A 24,406-nucleotide genomic window follows, 5' to 3' on the forward strand; every position below is an offset into this window, starting at 1 on the left:
CTGGCTTGCCTGCGATGGCGATGGTGAATCCAACACCGTTATCGCAGGCAAGCCAGCTTGTATGGTTAGACTTGTAGGGGTGGTGGGACTAAAAGCCAGCATCTGACTCTAGCCAGTACAGACCGTGGGAGACTTCGCCCCACCCCTTCACCAAAGCGCCGATAAGGAATGCATCGGCCATGACCGACGATAGAAGCAAGCCAGCGCAACGGTGAAGCCCCAACAAGCCCATAAACCCTAACCCGGAGCGTTTTTCATGGCAATGACTGTCTTGCAATCAATCATCGGCGTGGATGTTGCTAAGGCTGAAGTCGTGGTCTGTCACATTGAAACAGACGAATTGAAGATTGTGCCCAACAACAAAACCGAGCTGAGGGCGTGGCTCAAATCTCTACCGGTGGACAGTGCCATCGCGATTGAGGCGACCAATATCTATCACCTGGATACGGTCAATTTGGCTCACGGGATGGGCCATAAAGTTTATGTGATTGATGGCTACCGCCTTAATCACTACCGCAAAAGCACGGGTGGGCGGGCGAAGACAGGCGCCAGCGATGCGCGTTTACTGGCCCGTTATTTGAAAAATGAACAGGCTGATTTACGGGCCTGGAACCCGCCGCCGAAGGTCTATACCAAGCTTCAAAGCTTGCTTCGCCGACGGGCAGCGTTGGTGAAAATGCGGGTTGGCCTTAACCAAAGCTGGGCAGGTGAGCCACTCCTTAAGGCCTCATCAAAAAGTGTCTCAGCCTGCCTTGCGAGGCATGAAGGGCTTATTGAAAAACGGATATTAGATGCCGTCACTGAGGCGGGCCTCTTACATCAGATCAAACGCTGCCAAGCCGTTGAGGGGATTGGGTTTCTCACTGCGGTAGCGCTCACGATGGCGTTTCAACGAGGCGAGTTTGAAAGTGCCGATGCCTATATCGCGTTCCTGGGAATGGACTTGAGGGTATCTGACTCGGGGCAAATGGGCGGACGTCGCTCACTGAGTAAAAAAGGAGACTCGGAGATCCGTCGATTGCTGCATAACGCGGCGTCAGCAGGTATCAAGTCAAACGCTTGGAAACCGCTCTATGAAGGCTATCTGGGCAGAGGCCTGAAAACGACTCAGGCCTTGGTTATCATCGCTCGCAAGCTGGCGCGTATCGCGTTCTCCCTCATGAAAAACCTAAGCGAATACCAGTCGAAAGCGGTTTTGGGGGCTTCCCCCCAACCATAGAATCTCCCACAGTTGATCTCCATTAGCCATGGGACGCTATTCCAACCCATTCACGAGGCTTCAACGGATGAGAATCCTCGGCATTCTTTGCCTGCTATTGACCCTGAACGGCTGCAGCTCCCTGCTGTTTTACCCGGAGCGCGGCTTGCCGTTCACCCCGGAAAAGGCCCACCTGCAATACCGGGACGTCACATTGAACACCGCCGATGGCCTCAAGCTGCACGCCTGGTGGCTGCCGGCCAAGGCCGGTGTGCCGCTCAAGGGCACGGTGCTGCACCTGCACGGCAACGGCGGCAACCTCGCCTGGCACCTCGGTGGCAGTTGGTGGCTGCCGGAGCAGGGCTATCAAGTGCTGTTGGTGGACTATCGCGGTTACGGCCTGTCCGAAGGTGAACCCTCGCTGCCGGCGGTTTACCAGGACATCGACGCCGCCTTCAAGTGGATCGACAACGCCCCCGAGACCCAGGGCCAACCACTGATCGTGCTGGGCCAAAGCCTGGGCGGTGCGCTGGTGGTGCACTATCTGGCAGAGCATCCCGAACGTCAGCCACAACTCAAGGCGCTGGTGCTGGACGGTGTGCCGGCCAGTTATCGTGACGTAGGACAATTCGCCCTCAGCACCTCCTGGCTAACATGGCCGTTTCAGGTACCGTTGTCGTGGCTGGTGCCGGATGCCGACAGTGCGATCAACGCCATGCCCCGCCTGACCGGGGTGCCGAAGTTGTTGTTCCACAGCCTCGATGATCCGATCGTGCCGCTGTCCAACGGCATCCGCCTGTATCAAGCTGCGCCGCCACCGAGGGTGCTGCAACTGACCCGGGGTGGTCACGTGCAGACCTTTGCCGACAAGACCTGGCAAACCGTGATGCTGCGCTACCTTGACGACCCACAGCACTTCAACGGGCTGCGGCGCCTGGGGGAAATCCCCAATTACCCGGTGGCCCCGACTTCCAACGCAGAGAACCCGCAATGAGCGAAGAACGCAACATGATCCCCCTGATCCTCACTGGCATCGGCACCATCATCGGCACCGTCGGCTGCCTGTGGTACTACGGCTATTTGCACTTCGCCAAGCCCGAGGACGCGTTGCTGCTCAGCGACTTCACCATGCTCAAGACCGTGCCGGGCGAGGACTACAAGATCTCCCTGACCCCGGCTGCCCAAGTGGCGCAGTGCGTCGATGGCGTGCTGGTGCTATTTGATACTGAACAGAAAGGCCTGACCGGCGTACTGGTCAACAGCAAGAAACAGGCGGTGCGCTGCATGGGCCAGGAAACGCCGCAACTGGAGCAGTAAGGCCGGTCGCCGGAGCGTCGCTGGAACTATTCTGGATTGATTACCACAGATTTCGGACCGATCAGCGTCGCTGATTCGGTTACCTAATGTGGAGTTATCTATATGCAAGTTAATGATTCATCTTCTGCGCAAAGCTTTGGCAATTTTGGCAGCAAGGGTATCGAAGATTCCGGATCTCCCAAGGCTGAAGCTGGCCAAAGCGCCGGTGTCTCCAAGGGGATAGGGGGGGACGATCTTTTGGAGGTACTCAAGAAGTTGCTGATGCAAGCTGAGCAACAAAGCAGTCAAGGCCAGGGTGGTGAAGGCCAAGGCCAACAGGCTGGCAACGCCGGACAGATTCAATTTGGTTGAGTGTGTGCAGGTGGTGAGAATATCGGTCTGATCCGCCTGTGCCCATAAGCAAAGAACCCCGCCAATTGGCGGGGTTCTTTATGGAGCATCAATCGATCAGTTGGCCATCGAAGAACGTGGCTTGACCGGCTGGTTGTCGTTGGAGATGGTCACTTCCACGCGACGGTTCATGGCGCGGCCCGAAACGCTGCTGTTATCGGCAACCGGGTATTCCTTGCCATAGCCTTGGGTCACGATGCGCGAGATATCCACACCCTGATTAGCCAGTGCGCGCTGTACAGAAGCGGCGCGGCGCTCGGACAGGCTCTGGTTGTACGAGTCGGAACCGGTGCTGTCGGTGTAGCCTTCGACAATCACTTTACGGTCCGGGTTGTCGCGCAGGAACTGCGCCAGCTTGGTGATGTTCACCAGGCCGCTGGACTTCAGGTCGGACTTGTTGGTGGCGAACAGCACGTCACCAAAGGTCACCAGCGTACCGCGATCAGTCTGCTTGGCGTTCAAGCTGTCTTGCAGTTGCTTGATCTGCGCGTCACGGGCTTGCAGCAGGGCACGGGCACGTTCGTCGCCGGCGTTTTTCAGCTTGGCTTCGGACTCACGCAGGACGATGGTGTCCTTGGCCACTTCAACACGCTGGTTGGTCAGGTAGGCCAGCTGGTCGACCTTCTTCTGGTCTTCCTTGTCGCGGTAGGCCTTGTCGGCCTTGTCCAGCCAGTCGCTGGCGTCTTTTGTTTCCAGCGCCGCTACTTTGGTGGCTTGCGGGTTGGCTTGCAGGGCCGAGAAGTTGGTTCGAGCGTTTTCCAGGTTCTGGTTCGGCGGGGTGGAGCAAGCCGCCAGAGCAACGCTCATCGCCAGCAGGGCAGGGATCATCAATTGTTTACGCATAGTCGTGTCGTCCTTTCAATTCGGTTTCGGGTGCAATGCAATCAGAAGCAGCGGCTTATTGTTGCGGCTGGATCACAGCCGGGCGCATGCCTTCCTGACGCAGCTCCTGAACAGCTTTCTGGGAATCCTTCACAGCCTGTTCGGCCTTGGCAGCCTGGGCTTTACGCTCTGCTACGCGAGCGTCCCACTCGGATTGCTCGGCCAGGCGACGGGCCTCGTCATAGTTCTTGTCGTGCATGGCGATTTCAGCTTGCTTCAGTTTGTCCTGGGCAGACTTCATCTCCACAGCTGCGAACTCGGTACCGCCGGCGCTGACAGCGCTGTTCACCGCAGATTGGGTGACAGCGTACTGCTCGGTCGGCGGGTTGCCGGCGCAGCCAGCCAGTACGAAGCTGGTGCCGATTGCCAGCGCGGCCAATTTAAGCCCGCGCAGGTGGTTAAACGAGGTTTTGGCAGTGCTGGTCTTCATCGTCTTCAACTCCATTAGGTAACTCCTGAAAAACATCAAATCCATCTCCGGCTTGCAGTGTCTGCGGGGCCCGGCGGTAAGCTCAGGACGCCTATTCAAACGGCTGTTCCAAGTGATGGCTTACTGGCTGTGACCGGAGGCTTTTTTGAATAGTTCAGCGAAGATGGCGATTTGCCTAAAAAAAAATTTGACTGATTGGTCAGCGTTTAAAAGTTGGAACTTTTGCACTGCGCAGTGGTATCCAGAGCCTCTTGGAGGCCCTGAATACAGGGGGAAGCGATTTTTGTAGCGGAGGTTGACTAGTGTTTCTGCTTGTCGGACTGAGCTGACAGATCGTGCAGATAACGCCGTGACAGCGTGAGAAACCGTGGGGTTGGGCCGACGTCTTCGTACAGCGGATCGCCTTCCTCATCGGTGGCAATCACCTGCTTGCCCTTGATGTAGGGAAAGCTCGCTTCCAGCTCTTCGAGCGCTGCGCCGATCAACTCGCCGAGCAGTTCTTCGGTATGGCGCTTGGGGTACATCTCGGATATCGCCGCCAGTCTGGCAGCGGCCTCCACGTCCAGATGGATGGCGTATTCGGTTTTGGTCAGGCGACCCTTGGCGTTTTCTTCCCAATGCTGGGCCAATTCTCGGATTTTCATGGCAACCTCAATGGAGCCCACGGTACGTGGGCGATGATGAGTGACCAGCCGGCCAGCGCGGATAACGCTGCGGCTTACTGTTGAGACTAGCTGCAACTCACAAGGTTTAAAGTTCCTTGTAAGACGTCGCCGTGGGCGGCACTCTTGAAGATCAAAGCGTCCCGGATTTTCTGCTGGAGATTGGCTGATGAGCGATATCGATGCACGTTTGCGTGAGGATGTTCACCTGCTGGGTGAGCTGTTGGGCAACACGATTCGAGAGCAGTACGGCGATGAATTCCTCGACAAGATCGAGCAGATCCGTAAAGGCGCCAAGGCCGACCGCCGTGGCGCGGCCTCGGAGCAGGTGGCCGGCGAAGAGCTGAGCGCCAGCCTCAATCAACTGAAAGAAGATGAACTGCTGCCGGTGGCGCGGGCCTTCAACCAGTTTCTCAACCTGGCCAACATCGCCGAGCAGTACCAGTTGATCCACCGCCGTGATGAATCAACGCCTGCACCCTTTGAGTCGCGGGTGCTGCCGGAACTGCTGGCGCGCCTGCAGAGCGAAGGGCACAGCAGCGAATCCCTGGCGCGCCAGTTGGGTCGGTTGGAAATCGAACTGGTGCTCACTGCTCACCCCACCGAAGTCGCCCGCCGCACCCTGATCCAGAAATACGACGCCATCGCCGCACAACTGGCCCTGCAGGATCACCGCGACCTCACCACCGCCGAGCGCGAGCAAATCCGCAATCGCCTGCAACGCCTGATCGCCGAAGCCTGGCACACCGAAGAAATCCGCCGCACCCGGCCCACGCCTGTAGACGAAGCCAAGTGGGGCTTTGCGGTGATCGAGCATTCGCTGTGGTACGCCATCCCGAATTATCTGCGCAAGGCCGATCACGCCTTGCATGCCGCGACTGGCCTGCGCCTGCCCCTGGAAGCCGCGCCGATTCGCTTCGCTTCCTGGATGGGCGGCGACCGCGACGGCAACCCCAACGTCACCGCCCCGGTCACCCGCGAAGTGTTGCTGCTCGCGCGCTGGATGGCCGCTGACCTGTACTTGCGCGATATCGATCACCTGGCCTCCGAGCTGTCGATGCAACAAGCCAGCCCGGCGTTGCAGGCCAAGGTGGGTGACAGCGTTGAACCTTATCGGGCGTTGCTCAAGCAATTGCGTGAGCGTCTGCGCGCCACACGCCAATGGGCCCACACCTCGTTGACGACCACCACGCCGGCGCCTGCCGACGTGCTGCAAAACAACCGCGAGCTGCTCGAGCCGCTGGAGCTGTGCTACGAGTCGTTGCACACCTGCGGCATGGGTGTGATTGCCGACGGCCCGCTGCTGGATTGCCTGCGTCGGGCTGTGACGTTTGGCTTGTTCCTAGTGCGCCTCGACGTACGTCAGGATTCCACCCGTCACTGCGCGGCCATGACCGAAATCACTGATTACTTGGGCCTCGGCCGTTACGAGGATTGGGACGAAGAGGCGCGCATCAGTTTCCTGATGAAGGAACTGGCCAACCGTCGCCCCCTGTTGCCGGGTTACTTCAAGCCGTCGGCAGACACCGCCGAAGTGCTGAACACCTGCAAGGAAATCGCCGCCGCACCTGCTGCGTCCCTGGGTTCCTACGTCATCTCCATGGCCGGCGCCGCGTCGGATGTATTGGCCGTGCAACTGCTGCTCAAGGAGTCCGGCGTACAGCGGCCGATGCGGGTGGTGCCGTTGTTCGAGACCCTGGCTGACCTGGACAACGCAGGCCCGGTGATCGAGAAACTGCTGCTGTTGCCGGGTTATCGCGCCCGTCTGCAAGGCCCGCAGGAAGTGATGATCGGCTACTCGGATTCGGCCAAGGACGCGGGCACTACCGCCGCCGCCTGGGCGCAATACCGGGCCCAGGAACAGTTGGTGGAAATCTGCCGCGAACAACAAGTCGAACTGCTGCTGTTCCACGGTCGCGGCGGCACCGTGGGCCGTGGCGGCGGCCCGGCTCACGCGGCGATCCTGTCGCAGCCGCCGGGCTCGGTAGCGGGGCGTTTCCGCACCACCGAACAAGGCGAGATGATCCGCTTCAAGTTCGGTCTGCCGGACATTGCCGAGCAAAACCTCAACCTGTACCTGGCAGCGGTGCTGGAGGCGACCTTGCTGCCACCGCCCCCACCGGAACCGGCGTGGCGCCACTTGATGGACGAATTGGCCGCCGACGGTGTCAGCGCTTACCGCGCCGTGGTGCGGGAAAATCCGCAATTTGTCGAGTATTTCCGCCAGTCCACGCCGGAGCAGGAGTTGGGCCGCTTGCCGTTGGGCAGTCGCCCGGCCAAGCGCCGGGCCGGCGGTATCGAAAGCCTGCGGGCGATCCCGTGGATCTTCGGCTGGACCCAGACACGCCTGATGCTGCCGGCCTGGCTCGGTTGGGAAGCGGCGTTGAGCAAGGCCCTGGAGCGGGGTGAAGGCGAGTTGCTGGGGCAGATGCGCGAGCAGTGGCCGTTCTTCCGTACGCGCATCGATATGCTGGAAATGGTGCTGGCCAAGGCCGACGCCGACATCGCCCGCCTGTATGACGAGCGTCTGGTGCAGCCCGATCTGCTGCCATTGGGTGCGCACTTACGCGACCTATTGTCGCAGGCGTGCAGCGTGGTGCTTGGCCTGACTGGCCAGTCTCAACTGCTGGCCCACAGCCCCGATACCCTGGAGTTCATCCGCCTGCGCAACACCTACCTGGACCCGTTGCACCTGCTGCAGGCCGAATTACTGGCCCGATCACGGCAACAGGAAGCGGCGCAGGACAGCCCTCTGGAACAGGCGCTGCTGGTGTCTGTGGCCGGTATTGCCGCTGGTTTGCGCAACACTGGCTGACATTTATGGCGTGTTCTCAATAGCTTGCAGATACATCGCGCCGGTCGCCGTCAAAAAGGCGACCGGCGTTTTGCTGTCAGGGTTGTACCTGCCTATAAAGCCAGCGCGGCGCGGGTTTCTCCTACTTTCGGCGGCTTGTGTGGTTTGGGCCTGCTGTGTATCTTGATCAGCCTTTGGCCGTTTGTGCGGCCTGGACCCAAAATTTCCGAGATTGGCCCCGTGCGGCGAATCCGAGCGTCATCTTTATAAAAAATTGAGGAGCACATCGATGCGCGTCATTCTGCTGGGAGCTCCCGGGGCCGGTAAAGGTACTCAGGCAAAGTTCATCACTGAAAAATTCGGCATTCCACAAATCTCCACCGGCGACATGCTGCGCGCGGCCGTCAAGGCCGGCACCGAGCTGGGCCTGATCGCCAAGAGCGTGATGGACAGCGGCGGCCTGGTCTCCGATGACTTGATCATCAACCTGGTCAAGGAACGTATCAGCCAGGACGACTGCAAGAACGGTTTCCTGTTCGACGGTTTCCCGCGCACCATTCCCCAGGCTGAAGCCCTGGTGAAGGCCGGCGTCGAACTGGACAACGTGGTGGAAATCGCCGTTGAAGACGAAGAGATCGTGCAGCGTATTGCCGGTCGTCGTGTTCACGAAGCCTCGGGCCGCGTCTACCACATCGTCTACAACCCGCCGAAAGTGGCGGGCAAGGATGATGTCACCGGCGAAGACCTGGTGCAGCGTAAAGACGATACCGAAGAAACCGTGCGCCATCGCCTGTCGGTCTACCATTCCCAGACCAAGCCACTGGTGGACTTCTACCAGAAACTCTCGGCCGCCCAGGGCAAGCCGAAGTACAGCCACATCGAAGGTGTGGGTTCGGTTGAAGCCATCACTGGCAAAGTACTGCAAGCGCTGAGCTGATCGTTCACCCGCTTGATTGACAACGGCCCGCTTGCGGGCCGTTGTTGTTTATACTGACGCACTTTTTTTTCAACGTGGATGCATACACCGATGAGCACCTTGCTGGCCCTGGACACCGCGACTGAAGCTTGCTCCGTTGCCCTGCTGCACGATGGCAAGGTCACAAGCCACTACGAGGTGATCCCGCGCCTGCACGCGCAGAAGCTGTTGCCGATGATCAAGCAATTGCTGCTGGACGCAGGCACCACCTTGTCGGCGGTGGACGCCATCGCATTCGGGCGTGGCCCGGGCGCGTTTACCGGCGTGCGCATCGCTATCGGTGTGGTCCAGGGCCTGGCGTTTGCGCTGGAGCGTCCGGTGTTGCCGGTGTCCAACCTGGCGGTGCTGGCGCAGCGGGCGTTTCGCGAACACGGCGCCAGCCAGGTCGCGGCGGCCATCGATGCGCGCATGGATGAAGTGTATTGGGGCTGCTACCGCGAAACCGCTGGCGAGATGCGCCTGGTGGGGGCTGAAGCCGTGCTGCCGCCTGAAACGGCAGCCTTGCCGGCTGATGCCAGCGGCGACTGGTTCGGGGCCGGCACCGGCTGGGGCTATGGCGAGCGCATTGGGGTGACGCTTGCCGGCCAGGATGCCGCAATGTTGCCCCATGCCGAAGACCTGCTGGCCTTGGCACGCTTTGCCTGGGAGCGGGGCGAGGCGATTCCCGCCGACCAGGCAGCGCCTGTGTACCTGCGGGATAAAGTGGCGCAGACCAAGGCTGAACGCGGCATTATTTGACGTCAAAAATGCGGGCAAATTCAGGCAAAAGTCGCCAATCGTCAGAATTTGCCCGCGTTTTTAAACCTTTTACCAATTATGTGTTCTAGTTATCACCAGAGCATTTGCGCGCCATGGAAAGCGCCACTAAAATGCCATCACCGATACCGAGTTCGCATGTATGCGCATAGACGGCTTTTCATCACAGTCCTACCCCCTCAAGCGTAAGCCTCGCAAGGCGAACGTGACGGTAGACGACTCCGTCGAAGACTCGCCCGACTTTGTTGAAATCCAGTCCGATACCTCCGCTGTTTCAACGTGCTCCCAAGCGTCCAGCGGTGCACGCACCAGCGGTGTTCCTGCCCGCCAGCAAGACATGGTCTTCCCGCGCTCCATGAGCAAAAACGTCGCCAATGCCCTGGCCAGCTACCTGACCACCGCCGGCTTTGTCGAATGGGATATGGAAGTGCTGGGCCTCGATATCCATATCTGATGCTGTTGCCTTACTACCTCGGTTGTCCGTCCTGGAGTGAAAACGCCTGGCGCGACTACCTGTATCCCGCTGACGCCCGTTCCAGCGATTACCTCGCCTTGTATTCCCACGTCTTCAACGCCGTTGAGGGCAACACCACGTTCTATGCCCGCCCCTCCGTCGCTACCGTGCAGCGCTGGGCTGAAATCATGCCCGAACATTTTCGCTTCACGGCCAAGTTTCCGGGTGACATCAGCCACAGCGGCAACCTGATTGAGCAGTTGCCGGCGGCGGAAAGTTTCCTTGGCTTGATGAGCCCGTTGGGGGAGCGCATTTCGCCGTTGTGGCTGCAACTGCCGGCCAGTTTTACCCCGCAGCGCCTGGGCGAACTGGCGGGTTTCATTGACGGCGTGGAGCGACCGTTGGCAGTGGAAGTGCGCCACTCGGAGTTCTTTGCCAAAGGCGACGCCGAGCGCAGTCTCAACCGCTTGCTGCGCGACCGCGGTGTCGAGCGCATCTGCCTGGACCCGCGTGCGCTGTTCAGTTGCACGTCTACCTCCGCGGCCGTGCTGCATGCCCAATCGAAAAAGCCCAAGGTGCCGCCTCGCCCGGCGGCGCTGACGCAGTTTCCGCAAGTGCGCTTTATTGGCCATCCGGAACTGGAAGCCAATGACCCGTTCCTGGTGCCCTGGGTTGAAAAGGTCGCCGGCTGGATCGAAGAGGGTCGCACGCCCTATGTTTTTCTCCACACCTCTGACAATCGCCTGGCGGCCCAACTGGCCCTGCGCTTTCACGAAAAGCTGATGGTGCGTTTGCCCGGCTTGCCGGCCTTGCCGCAGATTCATCGAGAACCCGAAGCGGAGCAACTGGGGTTACTCTAAGGCTCCTTTCCCCGACAGGAGTCAGTCATGGATGCCCAAACCCTTCGCGCCGAAACCTTCAAGGCCCTGCATGAGCGTGACCGTGCCTTCGTGATGCCCAATCCGTGGGATGCCGGCTCCGCAAAAATGCTCGCCAGCCTGGGTTTCGAAGCCCTGGCCACCACCAGTGCCGGCTTCGCCTTCAGCCTCGGCCGCCCGGATGCCGAAGGTGCGCTGTCGCTGGAAGACACCTTGGGCAACGCCGGGATGATCGTCCAGGCCACCTCGCTGCCCGTCGCCGCCGACCTGGAAAACGGCTTCAGCGATACGCCCCAAGGTTGTGCCGAGACCATCCTGCGCGCCGCAGCGACTGGCATTGTCGGTGGCTCCATCGAAGACGCCACCGGGATTGCCGTCGACCCGATCTATCCCTTTGACCTGTCCGTCGAGCGCGTCGAAGCCGCGGTCGCCGCTGCCCGCAGCTTGCCATTTCCTTTCACCCTGACCGCCCGCGCGGAAAACCTCCTGCATGGCCGGCTGGATTTGCCCGACACCATCCGCCGCCTCCAGGCTTACGCCGAAGCCGGTGCCGACGTGCTGTATGCACCGGCCCTGCGCAGTGCCGAGGAAGTGTTGGCCGTGGTGAAGGCGGTCGCGCCAAAGCCTGTGAATATCTTGATGTCAGGCGCCCTGAAACTCAGCGTGGCGCAGTTGAGCGAGATGGGCGTCAAACGCATCAGCGTCGGCTCGGCGATGGCCCTGGCGGCGTATGGAGAGTTCTTCAGGGCGGCCCAGGAGATTCATGAACTGGGTACGTTTAACTTTACCGAACGCTCGATGCCGTTCAGCCAGGCCAATCAACTGTTCAAGGCTTGAGGCATCGTGCGTTCCTTCAAGGTACTGCGGGTGTTGCTCGTGTTGGCGGGTGGTCTGCTGGTCGGCGTGTGGCGGGGCTGGGTGCCGCTGCCCGATGACTGGAACCCGTGGGCGCCGCTGGACGTGCGCGCAAGCCCGAACCTGCTGACCCGATTCAAACTGGGGCGCCTTCAGGATGATCCTGCGCTGTGTGACCAGGTGCTGAAAACCTCTGGGTTGCGGGTCACCCATCAGGCCGACAGCCCTGTCGATGCCGCTTGCCCGCTGGCCGTGGCATTCGCCCTGTTCGAGCGCCACAGCTTGCAGCCGGCGGCCCAGGCGGTATTTGGCCAGGCCGTGACGCGGGTCGATCATCTCGGCAGCTTTGCCTGTCGCAATATCTACAACCGTGCCGATGGGCGACTCAGCCAGCACGCATCGGCCAACGCCCTGGACATCGCCGGGTTTCGCCTGGCGGACGGGCGCACCATCAGCGTGCTCAAGGATTGGCCGGGTGACGGCGAAAGTGCGCGTTTCCTGCGGCAGGTACGCGACGGCGCCTGCAAGGATTTCAATGTGGTGTTGAGCCCGGATTACAACGCCGCCCACCGAAACCACTTTCATCTCGACATGGGGCGTTGGTGGGTGTGTCGCTGAGCGTCAGGCGGCCAGGCGCAGGTTGTGGATAATCAGCGGGCGAGCCCAGCGGCTGTCGAAGTCCAGGGCTTTTTGTTGCTCAACCAGCTCTTCTGCCGGGAACGGCGGCGGCGGTGGTGGCAGCAGGTCCAGTTCGAATGCGGCAATCGGCAGGTGCAATGGTCGTGGCTGAGGCGCCGGGCCAGGCTCGGGCAGCGGTTGGCCGGCGGTCAGCACAATAGGGCGCACCCAACCGCTTTCGAAGTTTTGCTGCTTTTGCTGGGCGACCAGTTCTTCCGCCGGATACGGTGGCGGGGCCGGTGGCAGCAACTCCAATTCGAATTCGGCGATGGGCAGGAACAGCGGCTCGGGTGGGGCGATCTCGGTGTCTTTCACGTCACATGCGCGCTGGGTGACGATCTGCGATAGCAGGTCACTGCCTTCACTGGGTTCAACCGATGGATCTACCGGGATTGCCACGGACTTGGCGAGCGCGCCGGGCGTGTCGCCGAGCTGTTCGGCCAACGCCTGGGCGAAGAAGTCCTGCCACACATGACTGACCCCGGCCAGCGCTTGGGTATTGCGCAGGCCGAAGTGGTTGTGGGTCGGCAGTACACCGGTAAATAGCGAAGGAATGTCTGACATTTCTCTCGATCGTCGCTCAGCTCTGGCAAAATGCCTGATCCTTTTTTTATCGGCCGCTTTTCGCCGATCCTTAATATTTTTGAGCGTAGTCACCGATGAGCGAACAACCAGCGGCCAGCCGCATTCGGGTCGAGGCCTTGGCCGAAGGTTTTCAGGCCCGCGCCCAGCACTGGGCCGAGCAGCTTGGGTTGCCTTTGCAGCTGGATGAGGCGGACTTTGCCTTGCAGGTGGGGGAGCAGGGCCTGCAGTTACAACAGCTGGGGCCTGATGCGCCTGGGCCGGTGCGGGTGGATTTTGTGGAGGGTGGTGCGGCGCACCGGCGTTTGTACGGTGGTGGCAGCGGGCAGATGATTGCCAAGGCGGTGGGCGTGGCTCAGGGCGTGCGGCCGCGGGTGTTGGATGCTACGGCGGGGTTGGGCAAGGATGCTTTCGTACTGGCCAGTTTGGGGTGCGAGATGAGCCTGATCGAGCGGCAGCCGTTGATTGGGGCATTGCTGGAAGATGGTCTGGCGCGCGGGGCCGAGGATTTTGAGGTGTCGCCGATTGTGGCGCGGATGAGGTTGCTCAAGGGCAACTCCATCGAGGTGATGCGCAATTGGGAGGGGGAGCCGCCTCAGGTGATTTATCTGGATCCGATGTTTCCTCATCGGGAGAAGACTGCGTTGGTGAAGAAGGAGATGCGGTTGTTTCGGCCCTTGGTGGGGGATGATCCGGATGCGCCGGCGTTGTTGGCGGCGGCGTTGGCTTTGGCCAGTCATCGTGTGGTGGTTAAGCGGCCGCGTAAGGCGCCTTGCATTGAGGGGGTGAAGCCGAGTCATGCGTTGGATGGGAAGTCCAGTCGGTATGATATTTATCCGAAGAAGGCGCTGAAGTCCTGAGGGTTGTTTTGGGCTGAGTACATATCCGTTGCTGCGGTAACGGCTACTTAGGGTTCCGCTCTTACAGCGGGTCACTTTTGGCAAACGCCCCAAAAGTAACCAAAAGGTCTTTGCCCCACCACTCGGTGCCTCGCCTAGGCTCGGCATGCCCGCACTCCGGCACGGCCATCGTGGTTAATGGGGCCCGCAGATCAAGATCAAAAGCAGATCAAAAGCACGCAGCCTCGCTGGCGCTCGACAGCTGCTACGGGCGGGGTGGCTCTGCTTTTCTGTGGAAGCTGGCTTGCCTGCGATGCAGACACCTCGGTGCATCAGGTACACCCAGTTGATGCTATCGCAGGCAAGCCAGCTCCCACATTTGACCGTGCCCGCTTTAGCTTTTGATTTTGCTCTTCAACACTCAAGCCGGCCGGTAGGCCGCTGTGCTCTTGCTTTTGATCTTGATTTTGATCTTAGGCGCCCCGTTAAACCACGCTGGCCGAACGCAGGCTTTGGAGCGTGGGTAACCCGGCAGGACGCCGGGTTAGCCGCGCTGGGCCAAGGATGGCCCATCGCGGCGGCCCACGGTCCAAAGCCGGAGTGAGGGCACACCGAGCCTAGGCGAGGTGCCGAGTGGTGGGGCAAGAGCGTTTTGCTTACTTTTGCGCTTTTCAAAAGTGAGCCGCTGTAAGAGCGGAACCAATAGTCGCCGTTACCTAAATAACAGATATGTACTCAGTTCAAAAAGCCCGATAAGCCCGCATAAACAACCCCACAACCTCCTGCACATGCTCCTCGGCTGCCTCAGCGCTCAGTTGCCCCCCGCATCCATACAGCAAACAAAAATTCGCCGTCCCCTTGAGCAAGCAAAAAAAATGCTCCGCCGCGGTGAACGGCTTAGCAATACGCAATGCGCCACTCTGGTCGATCTTACAGAGCAGCCGCTCCATCCCCTGCAACATACGCATCGGCCCGGCTTCGAAAAAGATCTGCGACAACTTCGGATCCTGACTCCCGGAAGTCATCATCAACCGATGCAGGTTCACCGACTCCTCGCTGTTGATCAGCACATGAAACCCGCGCGCGATATTAAGCAGCACCTTCTCCACCGGCATACCTTCGGGCAGCTCGAAATACATCACCGGTAACTGCTCTTCGCACTTGGCGACCACCGCCGCCGAGAACAGCGTCTCCTTGTCGGTGAAATGGCTGTACACCGTCAGCTTCGACACCCCGGCCTCCACCGCCACCGCATCCATGCTGGTACTGGCATACCCATTACTCAAAAACAGGATCTTCGCCGCATCGAGGATCGCCTGGCGTTTTGCCATGTCCTTGGGACGCCCGGGGCTATTGGTGTTTACAGGATTGTCGGACATTTTCACTTTATTACTGGACTGGTGAGTTTGGTATTAATAACATACTGGCCAGTATAATTATTCCTAGCACTATTAGCGAAAGGTCCTTCAGCATGCGCAGCTATTTCCTGCCACTCGCGTTGCCTGCCAGCTTGTTATTCCTGTTGGCTGCCTGTGGCCATGAAGAAGCCGCGCAAACCACCGTCCGCCCGGCCATGGTGGTTCAGCCAGAGCCTTCGGCGCAGGCTTCCGACAGCTATCCCGGTGAGGTGCGTGCCCGTTATGAACCCGACCTGGCCTTTCGCATTGGCGGCAAAGTCAGCCGACGACTGGTGGAAGAGGGCGAGCGCGTCAAGGCCAACCAACCTCTGGCAGAACTCGATCCCCAGGACGTACGCCTGCAACTCGAAGCTACCCGCGCCCAGGTCGCCGCCGCTGAGGCGAACCTGAGCCTGGTGCGCGCCGAGCGTGATCGCTACAAGACCCTGATGGACCGTCAGATGGTCAGCCGTTCCCAGTACGACAATTCCGAAAACCTCTACCGTTCCGGTGAAGCTCGCCTCAAGCAGATCAAGGCCGAATTCGACGTGGCCAATAACCAGGCCGGTTACGCCGTGCTGCGGGCGCCGCAAGATGGCGTGGTCGCCAAGCGTGCGGTGGAAGTCGGCCAGGTGGTGTCTGCCGGCCAGACCGTATTCACCCTCGCCACCGACGGCGAGCGGGAAGTGCTGATCAGCCTGCCGGAGCAAAGCTTCGGGCGCTTCAAGATTGGCCAGCCGGTGTCCGTGGAGTTATGGAGCCAGCCCGACCAGCGCTTCAACGGCCGCATCCGCGAACTGTCGCCCGCCGCCGATCCAAAGTCGCGAACCTTCGCTGCCCGTGTCGCGTTTACCGGCGGCAAGGTGCCTGCGGAACTGGGGCAGAGCGCTCGCGTATTCATACAGGCCGACGGCGTGATTCCTTTGGCGGTGCCACTGTCTGCCCTCAGCGCGGAGAACGGGGCGTCCTACGTCTGGGTGGTACAACCCGACAACACCCTCAAGCGCACACCGGTGCGCATCGGTGCCTTTGGCGAGAAGACCGTGCCGGTGCTGGAAGGCCTGAACCCTACCGACTGGGTGATCGCTGCCGGTGTGCATGTACTCCATGAGGGCCAGCAAGTGCGCCCGGTGGATCGCTCCAACCGAGTGGTAAGTCTGGCGGCCAAGGAGTAGTCCCCGATGGGTTTCAATCTTTCCGAATGGGCGTTGCGTAATCGCCAGATCGTACTGTTCCTGATGATCCTGCTGGCAGTGGTCGGCACCTTGTCCTACACCAAACTGGGACAAAGCGAAGACCCGCCGTTTACCTTCAAGGCCATGGTAATCAAGACCAATTGGCCGGGGGCGACCGCCCAGGAAGTGTCACGCCAGGTCACCGAGCGTATTGAAAAGAAACTGATGGAGACCGGCGACTACGAGCGCATCGTTTCCTTCTCGCGCCCCGGCGAATCCCAGGTCACCTTCATGGCCCGGGACTCGATGCATTCCGCGCAGATCCCGGACCTCTGGTACCAGGTGCGCAAGAAGATCAGCGATATTCGCCAGACCTTGCCGCCGGATATCCAGGGCCCGTTTTTCAACGATGAATTCGGCACCACTTTCGGCAATATCTACGCCCTGACCGGCGACGGCTTCGACTATGCCGTGCTCAAGGACTACGCGGACCGTATCCAGATTCAGTTGCAACGGGTGCCGGATGTCGGCAAGGTCGAACTGCTGGGTTTGCAGGACGAGAAGATCTGGATCGAGCTGTCCAACCTCAAGCTCGCCACCCTCGGCTTGCCGCTGGCTGCCGTTCAACAGGCGCTGCAAGAGCAGAACGCAGTGTCGACCGCCGGCTTCTTTGAAACCCCGAGCGAGCGTGTGCAGCTAAGGGTTTCCGGCAACTTCAAGACCGTTAAAGAGATTCGCGACTTCCCGATCCGCGTCGGTGATCGCACGTTCCGCATCGGCGACGTGGCCGAGATTTATCGCGGCTTCAACGATCCACCGGCACCGCGCATGCGTTACATGGGCGCCGATGCCATCGGCCTGGCCGTGGCCATGCGCGACGGTGGCGACATCCTGGTGCTGGGCAAGGCCCTGGAAAACGAATTCGCACGCCTGCAGAAGAACCTTCCTGCCGGCATGGAACTGCGCAAGGTGTCGGACCAGCCGGCAGCGGTAAAAACCAGTGTCGGCGAATTCGTCCAGGTACTGGCGGAGGCCCTGGCGATTGTACTGTTGGTGAGCTTCTTCTCCCTGGGGGTGCGCACCGGCATGGTGGTCGCCCTGGCGATTCCGCTGGTGTTGGCCATGACCTTCGCCACCATGTATTACCTTGGCATCGGCCTGCACAAAATCTCTCTCGGCGCATTGGTGCTAGCACTGGGCTTGCTGGTGGACGACGCGATCATCGCCGTGGAAATGATGGCGATCAAAATGGAACAGGGGTACGACCGGCTCAAGGCTGCGAGTTTCGCCTGGACCAGCACCGCCTTCCCGATGCTGACGGGCACGCTGATTACAGCGGCGGGTTTCCTGCCGATTGCCACGGCGCAATCGAGCACCGGTGAATACACCCGCTCGATCTTCCAGGTGGTGACCATCGCACTGCTGGCCTCGTGGGTCGCCGCGGTGGTGTTCGTGCCGTACCTGGGGGAAAAACTCCTGCCGGACCTGGCGAAGATTCATGCGGCCAAGCATGGCACCGACGGACCGGATCCCTACGGCACGCCGTTCTATCAGCGCGTAAGGCGCCTGGTGGAATGGTGCGTGCGTCGGCGCAAGACGGTGATCGTCTTGACCTTGCTGTTGTTTATCGGTTCGGTGGCGCTGTTTCGCTTTGTGCCTCAACAGTTCTTTCCGGCTTCCGGGCGACTGGAGCTGATGGTCGACCTGAAACTGGCGGAAGGCGCGTCCTTGAGCAACACGGCGGACCAGGTCAAACGCCTTGAAGCGTTGCTCAAGGAACATGCGGGTATTGAAAATTACGTGGCCTATGTCGGTACAGGTTCGCCACGTTTCTACCTGCCGCTGGACCAGCAACTGCCGGCCGCCAGCTTCGCCCAGTTTGTGGTATTGGCCAAAACCATCGAGGAGCGCGAAAGCCTGCGCACCTGGCTGATCGAGACCCTCAACGAACAATTCCCGGACCTGCGCTCGCGGGTCACGCGCCTTGAAAACGGCCCACCCGTTGGCTACCCCGTGCAGTTCCGGGTAACGGGCGAGCACATCGAAGAAGTCCGGGCCCTGGCGCGGAAAGTGGCGGCCAAGGTTCGCGAAAATACCCACGTGGTCAACGTGCACCTGGACTGGGAAGAACCGAGCAAGATCGTCTACCTCAACGTCGACCAGGACCGCGCCCGCGCCCTCGGCGTGAGCACTGCCAACCTGTCGAAATTCCTCCAGAGTTCCCTCACCGGTTCCAGCGTCAGCCAGTACCGCGAGGACAACGAGTTGATCGAAGTCCTGCTGCGCGGCACTGTTCACGAACGTACTGAACTGTCGCTGCTGCCAAGCCTGGCGGTGCCGACCGACAACGGCAAGAGCGTTGCGCTGTCGCAGATCGCGACCCTGGAATACGGCTTTGAAGAAGGCATCATCTGGCACCGCAACCGCCTGCCGACGGTGACCATCCGCGCGGATATCTACGGCAAGGAACAACCGGCGACCCTGGTCCAGCAGATCCTGCCGACGCTGGAAGGCGTGCGCGCTGAACTGCCGGATGGATATCTGTTGGAAGTCGGCGGCACGGTCGAGGATTCCGCCCGTGGGCAGAACTCGGTCAAGGCCGGTGTGCCGCTGTTTATCGTGGTGGTGTTGACCTTGCTGATGCTGCAACTGCGCAGCTTCTCGCGCACGGCGATGGTGTTTCTCACCGCTCCGTTGGGCTTGATCGGGGTGACACTGTTTCTGCTGGTGTTCCGCCAACCCTTCGGGTTCGTGGCGATGCTGGGGACAATCGCGCTGTCGGGGATGATCATGCGCAACTCGGTGATTCTGGTGGACCAGATCGAACAGGACATCAAGGCGGGCCTGGCACCCTGGCAGGCAATTATCGAGGCGACGGTACGACGCTTCCGGCCGATTGTGCTGACCGCGCTGGCGGCCGTACTGGCGATGATCCCGCTGTCCCGCAGTGTGTTCTTCGGGCCGATGGCCGTGGCGATCATGGGCGGTTTGATTGTGGCGACGGCGTTGACGCTGTTGTTTCTGCCGGCCTTGTACGCGGCCTGGTTCAGGATCAAGAAGGACGTGGTGTAAGGCGGGCAGCCTTCATATTCCAAGGCTGGGCAGGGAACGCTTTCGGACGTTCCTTCCACTTAGGGACTACCTGATTGCAGGTATTTTGAGCTGCCGGTTCTGGCGGTCGCTGGAGCTGGTAAGTGAAGACGTCTAAATGGATTGAAGGATTGCCCTATGTGTATTTGTTCCATCATACGAATGATTGCCCGCCCTCCTAAACCGCCACAGCCCGAGTGCTCGAAGCCAAAGCCGTGCGAGACAAGGCCGCCAGAGCCCGCATGCCCGCCGAAACCCTGTTCAACGAGTTCTGACTACCACGTAGGAAAAATCAACTTCGGGCTGGTTGCGATGGGGTCGTTATCCCTCGTTCGCAGCGCATAGCAACAGAGAAAGGGATCGCCCCCCGGGCAGAGGGGCGATTCTGTTGGCTTACAAGCTGCCAAACACCTTCTTTGCCAAGCTGGTAGCCGCGGCTGCCGGGTTCTTGCGAATGGTCTCTTCCTGCTGCGCAATCATCTTGAACAGCCCGTCCAGCGCCTGTTCGGTCACGTAGCTTTCGACGTTGGCACTCTTGGCATCAATCGCGCCAAAGGTCGCCGCCTTGCCCGCCAGGGCGTTGTACTGCTGGGCAACGCCAACCTTGTCGGTGGCCGCCTTGACGATCGGCAGGAACTTGGCCCGAATCTCGTCACGGCTGCTTTTGTTCAGGTACTGGGTGGCCGAGTCCTGGCCGCCGGTGAGGATGCCCTTGGCGTCGGTCACGCTCATGTTTTTCACCGCATTTACCAGGATCGGCTGAGCCTGGGTCACGGCAGACTCTGCCGCCTTGTTCATGCTGGCTTCCAGTTGGTTGACCTGGTCACCCATGCCGAACATTTTCAGTTTGTCGGCGACCTTGCCCAACTTGCCCGGCAGGCCGATCTTCACTTCGGGGTTGTTGCTGAAACCGCCGGGCACGCCCAGTTGTTTCACGGCAATCTGCGCGCCTTGGGTCAGTGCATCCTTGAGGCCGCCGGCGGCGTCGCCCTGGGACAGGCTGCCGAGGGACAAGGCCATGGCGTTGGCACCGAGCAGCAGGCCGGCGCACAGGGCCGTTAGGCGAAGGGAGTTACGGAGCATGGACGCTTCCTTATGTTCGAATTTTTAATCAGTGTGCAACCGCATCCACGCGTACGCGCAGCGGTTGTGGATCCTGGCCGTTCAACTGCACAGAGTGCCGTTCGGTGGTGATAAACAGTAGCTTGCCATCCAGTTCGATGCGAGCGCTGACCGAGTAACTGTGGCCGGGCTTGACCTGAGCCGGGTCATAGCTCAGGTGGAAGGGCAGCGGCACCTGGCCTTTCACCGGGCCTTTCTGCTCGGCCAGGGTCACGGCCGGGGCGTCCATCAAGGACACGTCTTGCAGGGTCACACTCAAGGTGGCGGCGGGCGGCAGGGCGATGCGTTGCAGGTAGAACACTTCGCCGTCGAGGCTGGCTTTGGGGGCGGGGCTCATGGTCTGGCAGGCTCCCAGCAGGGCGGTGAGGCCCAGGAGGATGATTTTTTTCATGGTACAGCTCCTTGTCAGCGGCGCCAGAAACACCCTGGCGCCTCGGTCACTCTAGTGTGTTTCTTCGGGGACGACGGGCTTGTCTGCCGCGTCTTCGCTGCGATGAAGGGCCACCTGGCGAATTGACAGGCGAATATCCGCCGGCAACACACGCTTGGCCGCGCCTTCGGCCAGCTCACCCAGCAGCGGGTGATAGCTCAGCTTGCCGGCCTCGTCGCGGCGCAGTACATCTTGCTCCAGCAATGTCTGGATGAAATGTCGGAAAAGGCTCTTGTCGAAGAACTCCGGGGCATTCAGGCCATGGAGGATCGACAGGCGCTGGGCCATGACGGTGCACAGGTCTTCCAGCTCTTCGGCGCTGATGCTGTTCTGGCCGCTGTTGAGCAGCAGCGAGATGGCCATGTAGAAGCGTTGCAGGGTCTGAGCGATGCTCTTGGACAGCAGCGTCAGCAGTACAAAATGCCGCGAACTCGGGGCCGGGCGCAGGTACACCTCATTCTCGAAGCGCAGCAGGCCTTGTTCGACGAAGGCCTCCAGCCACTGGTCGACCACCGCGTCCAGCTCGTCCAGGGTCCAGCGGATAAACAACTCCGATTGCAGGTACGGGTAGAGCGCGCGGGTGTAGCGCAGGATCTGTTCGCGGCTCATGCGCGAGCTGCTCTGGAAGAAACTCGCCAGCAGCGCCGGCAGGGCGAAGATGTGCAGCACGTTGTTGCGGTAGTAGGTCATCAGGACGGCATTTTGCTCGTCCAGATAAAGGATTTTGCCCAGGGCATCGCTCTGCTCCGACAGCAGTTTCATGTCCTTTACATGTTTGATCAGCGCCAGGCCGTCCCCTTCGGGCAAGGTGGTGTGGGGCGAGTAGGGCACCTTGCGCAGCAGCGCCAGGTACAGATCCAGCTGGCGTGCCATGGCCTGTTCGTCCAGGGCCAGGCGGGTGGTGGACAGCAGCGCCAATGCCACCAGGTTCACCGGGTTGATCGCCGCTGCTTCGTTCAGGTGTTGCGCCACCCGCTCGCCGAGGCGGTTGGTGGTTTCGTTGAGCCACGCCGGCTTGTAGTTCGGGCCCAGCTCCTGGGCGCGCCAGTCGGGCTGCTCGCTGTCGAGGAATTCCGCCAGCTTGATCGGTTCGCCGAAATTCACCGCGACCTGGCCAAAGCGCTGCTTGAGGGCGCCGACCACTTTGAAAATATCGAAAATCGACTCTTTCTTCTTGCTCGCACCGCGCAGTTCGCCGAGGTAAGTCCGGCCTTCCAGCACTCGCTCATAGCCGATGTACACCGGCACAAACACGATGGGCATGCGCGAGGAGCGCAGGAAGCTGCGCAGGGTGATCGCCAGCATCCCGGTCTTCGGTTGCAGCATGCGCCCGGTGCGCGAGCGTCCGCCTTCGACGAAGTACTCCACCGGGAAACCCTTGGTGAACAGGGTGTGCAGGTATTCGTTGAACACCGAGGTGTACAGCGGGTTGCCCTTGAAAGTACGGCGCATGAAAAACGCCCCGCCACGGCGCAACAGGCTGCCGATCACCGGCATGTTCAGGTTGATCCCTGCGGCGATGTGCGGCGGGGTCAAGCCATTCTTGAACAGGAGGTAGGAGAGCAGCAGGTAGTCGATATGGCTGCGATGGCACGGTACATAGATCACCTCGTAACCCTGTGCGACCTTTTGCACGCCCTCGATGTTGTTGACTTTGATGCCGTCGTAGATCTTGTTCCAGAACCAGCTCAGCACCACTTCCAGGAAGCGGATGGCGGTGTAGGTGTAGTCCGAGGCGATCTCGTTGCCGTAACGCAGGGCCTGGGCCTTGGCTTTTTCGGGGGTGATTTTCTCGCGTTCGGCCTCGTCGAGGATCGCTTGGCGCACCAGTGGCATGTTGACCAGGCCTTTCACCAGGTTGCGCCGGTGGGACAGGTCGGGGCCGATCACCGCGGTTTTCAGGTTGCGAAAGTGCACCCGCAGGATGCGTTGGGCCATACGCACGGTGCGTTCGTGGCCTTTATTGTGCTCGATCAATTCACGCAGGTTGATGGGCGCGGAGAATTGCACCCGGGTCTTGCGACCCAGGATCAGGATGCTCAGCAGCCGGCGCAGGCGGCCGGTGACGGCCCAGCTGTCGGCGAACAGCAGTTTCCACGGGCTGGACTCGCTGTCGGGCGACTGGCCCCAGAACACGCTGACTGGAATGATCTGTGCATTCTCTTCGGCGTGTTCGGTGAGTACGTCCACCAGGCGGGTCAGGGTTGGCGGTGCGCCACGCTTGTCCTGGCGGCCGAGCCAGTCGGGGTCGGGCGTCAGGTAGAAGAAGGCCGCCGGTTCCATCAACGGGCCGACCGATACCGGCAGCACCGGGCGCGGCAGGCCGGCCTTGGTACATTCGGTATCAACCACCGCCAATTCGGTGAGGGACGGGGATTGCAGGACGTAAAACACCGGACGACTGCGGTCGAGGTTGAGGGTAAGGGACGACTGGTTGATCGTCTCTGAGCGAACCCAGAGGTACAACAGCCGGCGCAAGGTGCCAAATACCAGACGGCGAAAGGGAGAGCGGGTCATACGGCTTCTGCTTTGAGTGGGAAAAACCGAGCAGATGCTCGGGCCGCTAGTGTGCCGTATTCACCGAAAATCGGCAAAAAAGCGGCGAAGTAATCTTGAGTTGAAGCTTTTTGAGCCTGTCTTATACTCGGCAGTTCAACTGCGACGACTCAACAATAAACGTACTTATAAAAAGCATGTGGGAGCAAAACAGATGGCAACGCGCGAAACCGGCAATGTGAAGTGGTTCAATGACGCCAAGGGTTACGGCTTTATACAGCGGGAAGATGGCAAGGATGTGTTTGTGCACTACCGCGCCATTCGCGGTGAAGGGCATCGCTCATTGTCTGAAGGCCAGCAGGTGGAGTACGCCGTGGTGACGGGCGAGAAGGGCTTGCAGGCTGAGGATGTGGTTGGGCTGTAAGCCGATAAGCACGACGCACCTTTAAATGTGGGAACCCGGTCAAATGTGGGAGCCGGGCTTGCCCGCGATGGCATCGCCGCGGTTTGGCTAAATGACCGAGGTGGGCCCATCGCAGGCAAGCCAGCTCCCACATTTGATTGGGTTTGCACATTGAGGCCTTGTTAGCCTGACCTTATGCTGTTTTCCAGGTGATCTGCTCTTCACCGTCTTCGCTGATACGAATCCAGGTATCCGCGCTTTCTTCACCTTCTTCCTCAACCCAGCTGCCCGGTGCGCAACGCACTTCGACGCTCAGCGCGGCAAAGGCCGCACGGGCGCAGGCGATGTCGTCTTCCCACGGGGTCTGGTCGCTTTCCAGGTACAGGCTGTTCCATTTGCCTACGGCTTTCGGCAGCCAGGTGACCGGCACGCTGCCGGCTGTGCACTTGTAGGTCTGGCCACGCTGGACCCAATCGGTGCACGGGCCCAGGGCGGCGCCCAGCCAGGCGGCGATGGCCTTGTGGTCGACGTCGGCGTCCTTGAGGTAAATCTCGATATCAGGTTGGCGCATGGATGTTCCTCATTGCGGGATTTTGAAAATC

The 24,406-nt window shown here is 60.4% G+C and carries 24 protein-coding genes; 15 read left to right on the forward strand and 9 right to left on the reverse strand.

Features of this window, described 5'->3' with window-relative positions:
- Positions 1-256: 256 nt before the first annotated feature.
- The 4 genes from JFU58_RS15785 to JFU58_RS15800 all read left to right on the forward strand — a co-directional run bounded on the left by JFU58_RS15785 (position 257) and on the right by JFU58_RS15800 (position 2,866).
- A complete protein-coding gene (locus tag JFU58_RS15785) occupies positions 257-1,219 on the forward strand; it encodes an IS110 family transposase (RefSeq protein WP_201141107.1) in 963 nt (320 codons plus the stop codon).
- A gap of 67 nt (positions 1,220-1,286) precedes the next feature.
- Positions 1,287-2,192, forward strand: a complete 906-nt coding sequence (locus JFU58_RS15790; RefSeq protein WP_201141108.1) for an alpha/beta hydrolase — start codon at positions 1,287-1,289, stop codon at positions 2,190-2,192.
- The gene (locus tag JFU58_RS15795; RefSeq protein ID WP_003219233.1) at positions 2,189-2,515 is read left to right on the forward strand and encodes a hypothetical protein; all 327 of its coding nucleotides are present in this window, start codon (positions 2,189-2,191) and stop codon (positions 2,513-2,515) included. The genes JFU58_RS15790 and JFU58_RS15795 overlap by 4 nt, the downstream gene beginning before the upstream one ends.
- A gap of 102 nt (positions 2,516-2,617) precedes the next feature.
- On the forward strand, positions 2,618-2,866 hold the full coding sequence (locus JFU58_RS15800) for a hypothetical protein (protein ID WP_201141109.1): 249 nt from the start codon (positions 2,618-2,620) through the stop codon (positions 2,864-2,866).
- A 96-nt stretch (positions 2,867-2,962) separates the two neighbouring features.
- Here the strand turns inward: JFU58_RS15800 and JFU58_RS15805 are convergent, their stop codons facing one another.
- From JFU58_RS15805 to JFU58_RS15815, 3 genes are all read right to left on the reverse strand, one after another.
- Complete coding sequence (locus JFU58_RS15805) at positions 2,963-3,748, reverse strand: OmpA family protein (RefSeq protein ID WP_063032938.1); 786 nt, start codon at positions 3,746-3,748, stop codon at positions 2,963-2,965.
- Positions 3,749-3,803: 55 nt separating this feature from the next.
- Positions 3,804-4,232, reverse strand: a complete 429-nt coding sequence (locus tag JFU58_RS15810) for a DUF4398 domain-containing protein (protein ID WP_003219226.1) — start codon at positions 4,230-4,232, stop codon at positions 3,804-3,806.
- Between the two features lie 284 nt (positions 4,233-4,516).
- A complete protein-coding gene (locus tag JFU58_RS15815) occupies positions 4,517-4,861 on the reverse strand; it encodes a hypothetical protein (protein ID WP_010176787.1) in 345 nt (114 codons plus the stop codon).
- Positions 4,862-5,048: 187 nt separating this feature from the next.
- Between JFU58_RS15815 and ppc the strand changes: the two genes are divergently transcribed.
- The 7 genes from ppc (at position 5,049) to JFU58_RS15850 (ending at position 12,210) form a co-directional block, all read left to right on the forward strand.
- The gene (gene ppc, locus JFU58_RS15820; protein ID WP_201141110.1) at positions 5,049-7,694 is read left to right on the forward strand and encodes a phosphoenolpyruvate carboxylase; all 2,646 of its coding nucleotides are present in this window, start codon (positions 5,049-5,051) and stop codon (positions 7,692-7,694) included.
- Positions 7,695-7,962: 268 nt separating this feature from the next.
- Positions 7,963-8,610 carry an adenylate kinase gene (gene adk, locus JFU58_RS15825; RefSeq protein ID WP_017479444.1) on the forward strand — a complete coding sequence of 216 codons (648 nt, stop codon included), beginning with the start codon at positions 7,963-7,965 and terminating at the stop codon, positions 8,608-8,610.
- 90 nt (positions 8,611-8,700) lie between these two features.
- Positions 8,701-9,387 carry a tRNA (adenosine(37)-N6)-threonylcarbamoyltransferase complex dimerization subunit type 1 TsaB gene (gene tsaB, locus JFU58_RS15830; protein ID WP_063032936.1) on the forward strand — a complete coding sequence of 229 codons (687 nt, stop codon included), beginning with the start codon at positions 8,701-8,703 and terminating at the stop codon, positions 9,385-9,387.
- 160 nt (positions 9,388-9,547) lie between these two features.
- A complete protein-coding gene (locus JFU58_RS15835; protein WP_201141111.1) occupies positions 9,548-9,859 on the forward strand; it encodes a hypothetical protein in 312 nt (103 codons plus the stop codon).
- Entirely contained in the window at positions 9,859-10,719 is an 861-nt protein-coding gene (locus JFU58_RS15840) for a DUF72 domain-containing protein (RefSeq protein WP_201141112.1), read from the forward strand. Before JFU58_RS15835 ends, JFU58_RS15840 begins: the two co-directional genes overlap by 1 nt.
- 27 nt (positions 10,720-10,746) lie before the next feature.
- Entirely contained in the window at positions 10,747-11,574 is an 828-nt protein-coding gene (locus tag JFU58_RS15845) for an isocitrate lyase/PEP mutase family protein (RefSeq protein ID WP_093201192.1), read from the forward strand.
- 6 nt (positions 11,575-11,580) lie between these two features.
- The gene (locus JFU58_RS15850; RefSeq protein ID WP_201141113.1) at positions 11,581-12,210 is read left to right on the forward strand and encodes an extensin family protein; all 630 of its coding nucleotides are present in this window, start codon (positions 11,581-11,583) and stop codon (positions 12,208-12,210) included.
- A 3-nt stretch (positions 12,211-12,213) separates the two neighbouring features.
- Here the strand turns inward: JFU58_RS15850 and JFU58_RS15855 are convergent, their stop codons facing one another.
- Entirely contained in the window at positions 12,214-12,834 is a 621-nt protein-coding gene (locus JFU58_RS15855) for an energy transducer TonB (protein WP_201141114.1), read from the reverse strand.
- 95 nt (positions 12,835-12,929) lie between these two features.
- Here JFU58_RS15855 and JFU58_RS15860 point away from each other — a divergent pair, with 95 nt between their 5' ends.
- Positions 12,930-13,712 (forward strand): class I SAM-dependent methyltransferase, encoded by a 783-nt coding sequence (locus JFU58_RS15860; protein WP_201141115.1) that lies wholly within the window; start codon positions 12,930-12,932, stop codon positions 13,710-13,712.
- 719 nt (positions 13,713-14,431) lie between these two features.
- On the opposite strand, the gene JFU58_RS15865 is transcribed toward JFU58_RS15860, so the two are convergent.
- Positions 14,432-15,070, reverse strand: coding sequence for a TetR/AcrR family transcriptional regulator (locus JFU58_RS15865; RefSeq protein ID WP_093201173.1), 639 nt, complete (start codon positions 15,068-15,070; stop codon positions 14,432-14,434).
- Between the two features lie 92 nt (positions 15,071-15,162).
- Between JFU58_RS15865 and JFU58_RS15870 the strand changes: the two genes are divergently transcribed.
- Entirely contained in the window at positions 15,163-16,263 is a 1,101-nt protein-coding gene (locus tag JFU58_RS15870; RefSeq protein WP_063032931.1) for an efflux RND transporter periplasmic adaptor subunit, read from the forward strand.
- Between the two features lie 6 nt (positions 16,264-16,269).
- On the forward strand, positions 16,270-19,335 hold the full coding sequence (locus JFU58_RS15875; protein ID WP_201141116.1) for an efflux RND transporter permease subunit: 3,066 nt from the start codon (positions 16,270-16,272) through the stop codon (positions 19,333-19,335).
- 411 nt (positions 19,336-19,746) lie between these two features.
- Here the strand turns inward: JFU58_RS15875 and JFU58_RS15880 are convergent, their stop codons facing one another.
- From JFU58_RS15880 to plsB, 3 genes are read right to left on the reverse strand one after another with little or no spacing between them, the layout of a single operon-like run.
- Positions 19,747-20,436 carry a DUF4197 domain-containing protein gene (locus JFU58_RS15880; protein WP_093201165.1) on the reverse strand — a complete coding sequence of 230 codons (690 nt, stop codon included), beginning with the start codon at positions 20,434-20,436 and terminating at the stop codon, positions 19,747-19,749.
- A 28-nt stretch (positions 20,437-20,464) separates the two neighbouring features.
- Positions 20,465-20,866, reverse strand: a complete 402-nt coding sequence (locus tag JFU58_RS15885; protein WP_017479432.1) for a YbaY family lipoprotein — start codon at positions 20,864-20,866, stop codon at positions 20,465-20,467.
- A 51-nt stretch (positions 20,867-20,917) separates the two neighbouring features.
- Positions 20,918-23,422 (reverse strand): glycerol-3-phosphate 1-O-acyltransferase PlsB, encoded by a 2,505-nt coding sequence (plsB, locus tag JFU58_RS15890; protein ID WP_201141117.1) that lies wholly within the window; start codon positions 23,420-23,422, stop codon positions 20,918-20,920.
- A gap of 193 nt (positions 23,423-23,615) precedes the next feature.
- Between plsB and JFU58_RS15895 the strand changes: the two genes are divergently transcribed.
- Positions 23,616-23,825: a cold-shock protein gene (locus JFU58_RS15895; RefSeq protein WP_017479430.1), complete on the forward strand. Its 210-nt coding sequence runs from the start codon at positions 23,616-23,618 to the stop codon at positions 23,823-23,825.
- 172 nt (positions 23,826-23,997) lie between these two features.
- On the opposite strand, the gene JFU58_RS15900 is transcribed toward JFU58_RS15895, so the two are convergent.
- Entirely contained in the window at positions 23,998-24,375 is a 378-nt protein-coding gene (locus tag JFU58_RS15900) for a hypothetical protein (RefSeq protein WP_177026217.1), read from the reverse strand.
- Positions 24,376-24,406 lie beyond the last annotated feature (31 nt).

The organism is Pseudomonas sp. TH34, from assembly GCF_016650865.1.
GTDB classification, from domain to species: domain Bacteria; phylum Pseudomonadota; class Gammaproteobacteria; order Pseudomonadales; family Pseudomonadaceae; genus Aquipseudomonas; species Aquipseudomonas yamanorum.

Coding starts and splice junctions, on each gene's coding strand:
- JFU58_RS15785 (WP_201141107.1), top strand. CDS start 257: ATGGCAATGACTGTCTTGCAATCAATCATCGGCGTGGATGTTGCTAAG.
- JFU58_RS15790 (WP_201141108.1), top strand. CDS start 1,287: ATGAGAATCCTCGGCATTCTTTGCCTGCTATTGACCCTGAACGGCTGC.
- JFU58_RS15795 (WP_003219233.1), top strand. CDS start 2,189: ATGAGCGAAGAACGCAACATGATCCCCCTGATCCTCACTGGCATCGGC.
- JFU58_RS15800 (WP_201141109.1), top strand. CDS start 2,618: ATGCAAGTTAATGATTCATCTTCTGCGCAAAGCTTTGGCAATTTTGGC.
- JFU58_RS15805 (WP_063032938.1), bottom strand. CDS start 3,748: ATGCGTAAACAATTGATGATCCCTGCCCTGCTGGCGATGAGCGTTGCT.
- JFU58_RS15810 (WP_003219226.1), bottom strand. CDS start 4,232: ATGGAGTTGAAGACGATGAAGACCAGCACTGCCAAAACCTCGTTTAAC.
- JFU58_RS15815 (WP_010176787.1), bottom strand. CDS start 4,861: ATGAAAATCCGAGAATTGGCCCAGCATTGGGAAGAAAACGCCAAGGGT.
- ppc (WP_201141110.1), top strand. CDS start 5,049: ATGAGCGATATCGATGCACGTTTGCGTGAGGATGTTCACCTGCTGGGT.
- adk (WP_017479444.1), top strand. CDS start 7,963: ATGCGCGTCATTCTGCTGGGAGCTCCCGGGGCCGGTAAAGGTACTCAG.
- tsaB (WP_063032936.1), top strand. CDS start 8,701: ATGAGCACCTTGCTGGCCCTGGACACCGCGACTGAAGCTTGCTCCGTT.
- JFU58_RS15835 (WP_201141111.1), top strand. CDS start 9,548: ATGCGCATAGACGGCTTTTCATCACAGTCCTACCCCCTCAAGCGTAAG.
- JFU58_RS15840 (WP_201141112.1), top strand. CDS start 9,859: ATGCTGTTGCCTTACTACCTCGGTTGTCCGTCCTGGAGTGAAAACGCC.
- JFU58_RS15845 (WP_093201192.1), top strand. CDS start 10,747: ATGGATGCCCAAACCCTTCGCGCCGAAACCTTCAAGGCCCTGCATGAG.
- JFU58_RS15855 (WP_201141114.1), bottom strand. CDS start 12,834: ATGTCAGACATTCCTTCGCTATTTACCGGTGTACTGCCGACCCACAAC.
- JFU58_RS15860 (WP_201141115.1), top strand. CDS start 12,930: ATGAGCGAACAACCAGCGGCCAGCCGCATTCGGGTCGAGGCCTTGGCC.
- JFU58_RS15865 (WP_093201173.1), bottom strand. CDS start 15,070: ATGTCCGACAATCCTGTAAACACCAATAGCCCCGGGCGTCCCAAGGAC.
- JFU58_RS15870 (WP_063032931.1), top strand. CDS start 15,163: ATGCGCAGCTATTTCCTGCCACTCGCGTTGCCTGCCAGCTTGTTATTC.
- JFU58_RS15875 (WP_201141116.1), top strand. CDS start 16,270: ATGGGTTTCAATCTTTCCGAATGGGCGTTGCGTAATCGCCAGATCGTA.
- JFU58_RS15880 (WP_093201165.1), bottom strand. CDS start 20,436: ATGCTCCGTAACTCCCTTCGCCTAACGGCCCTGTGCGCCGGCCTGCTG.
- JFU58_RS15885 (WP_017479432.1), bottom strand. CDS start 20,866: ATGAAAAAAATCATCCTCCTGGGCCTCACCGCCCTGCTGGGAGCCTGC.
- plsB (WP_201141117.1), bottom strand. CDS start 23,422: ATGACCCGCTCTCCCTTTCGCCGTCTGGTATTTGGCACCTTGCGCCGG.
- JFU58_RS15895 (WP_017479430.1), top strand. CDS start 23,616: ATGGCAACGCGCGAAACCGGCAATGTGAAGTGGTTCAATGACGCCAAG.
- JFU58_RS15900 (WP_177026217.1), bottom strand. CDS start 24,375: ATGCGCCAACCTGATATCGAGATTTACCTCAAGGACGCCGACGTCGAC.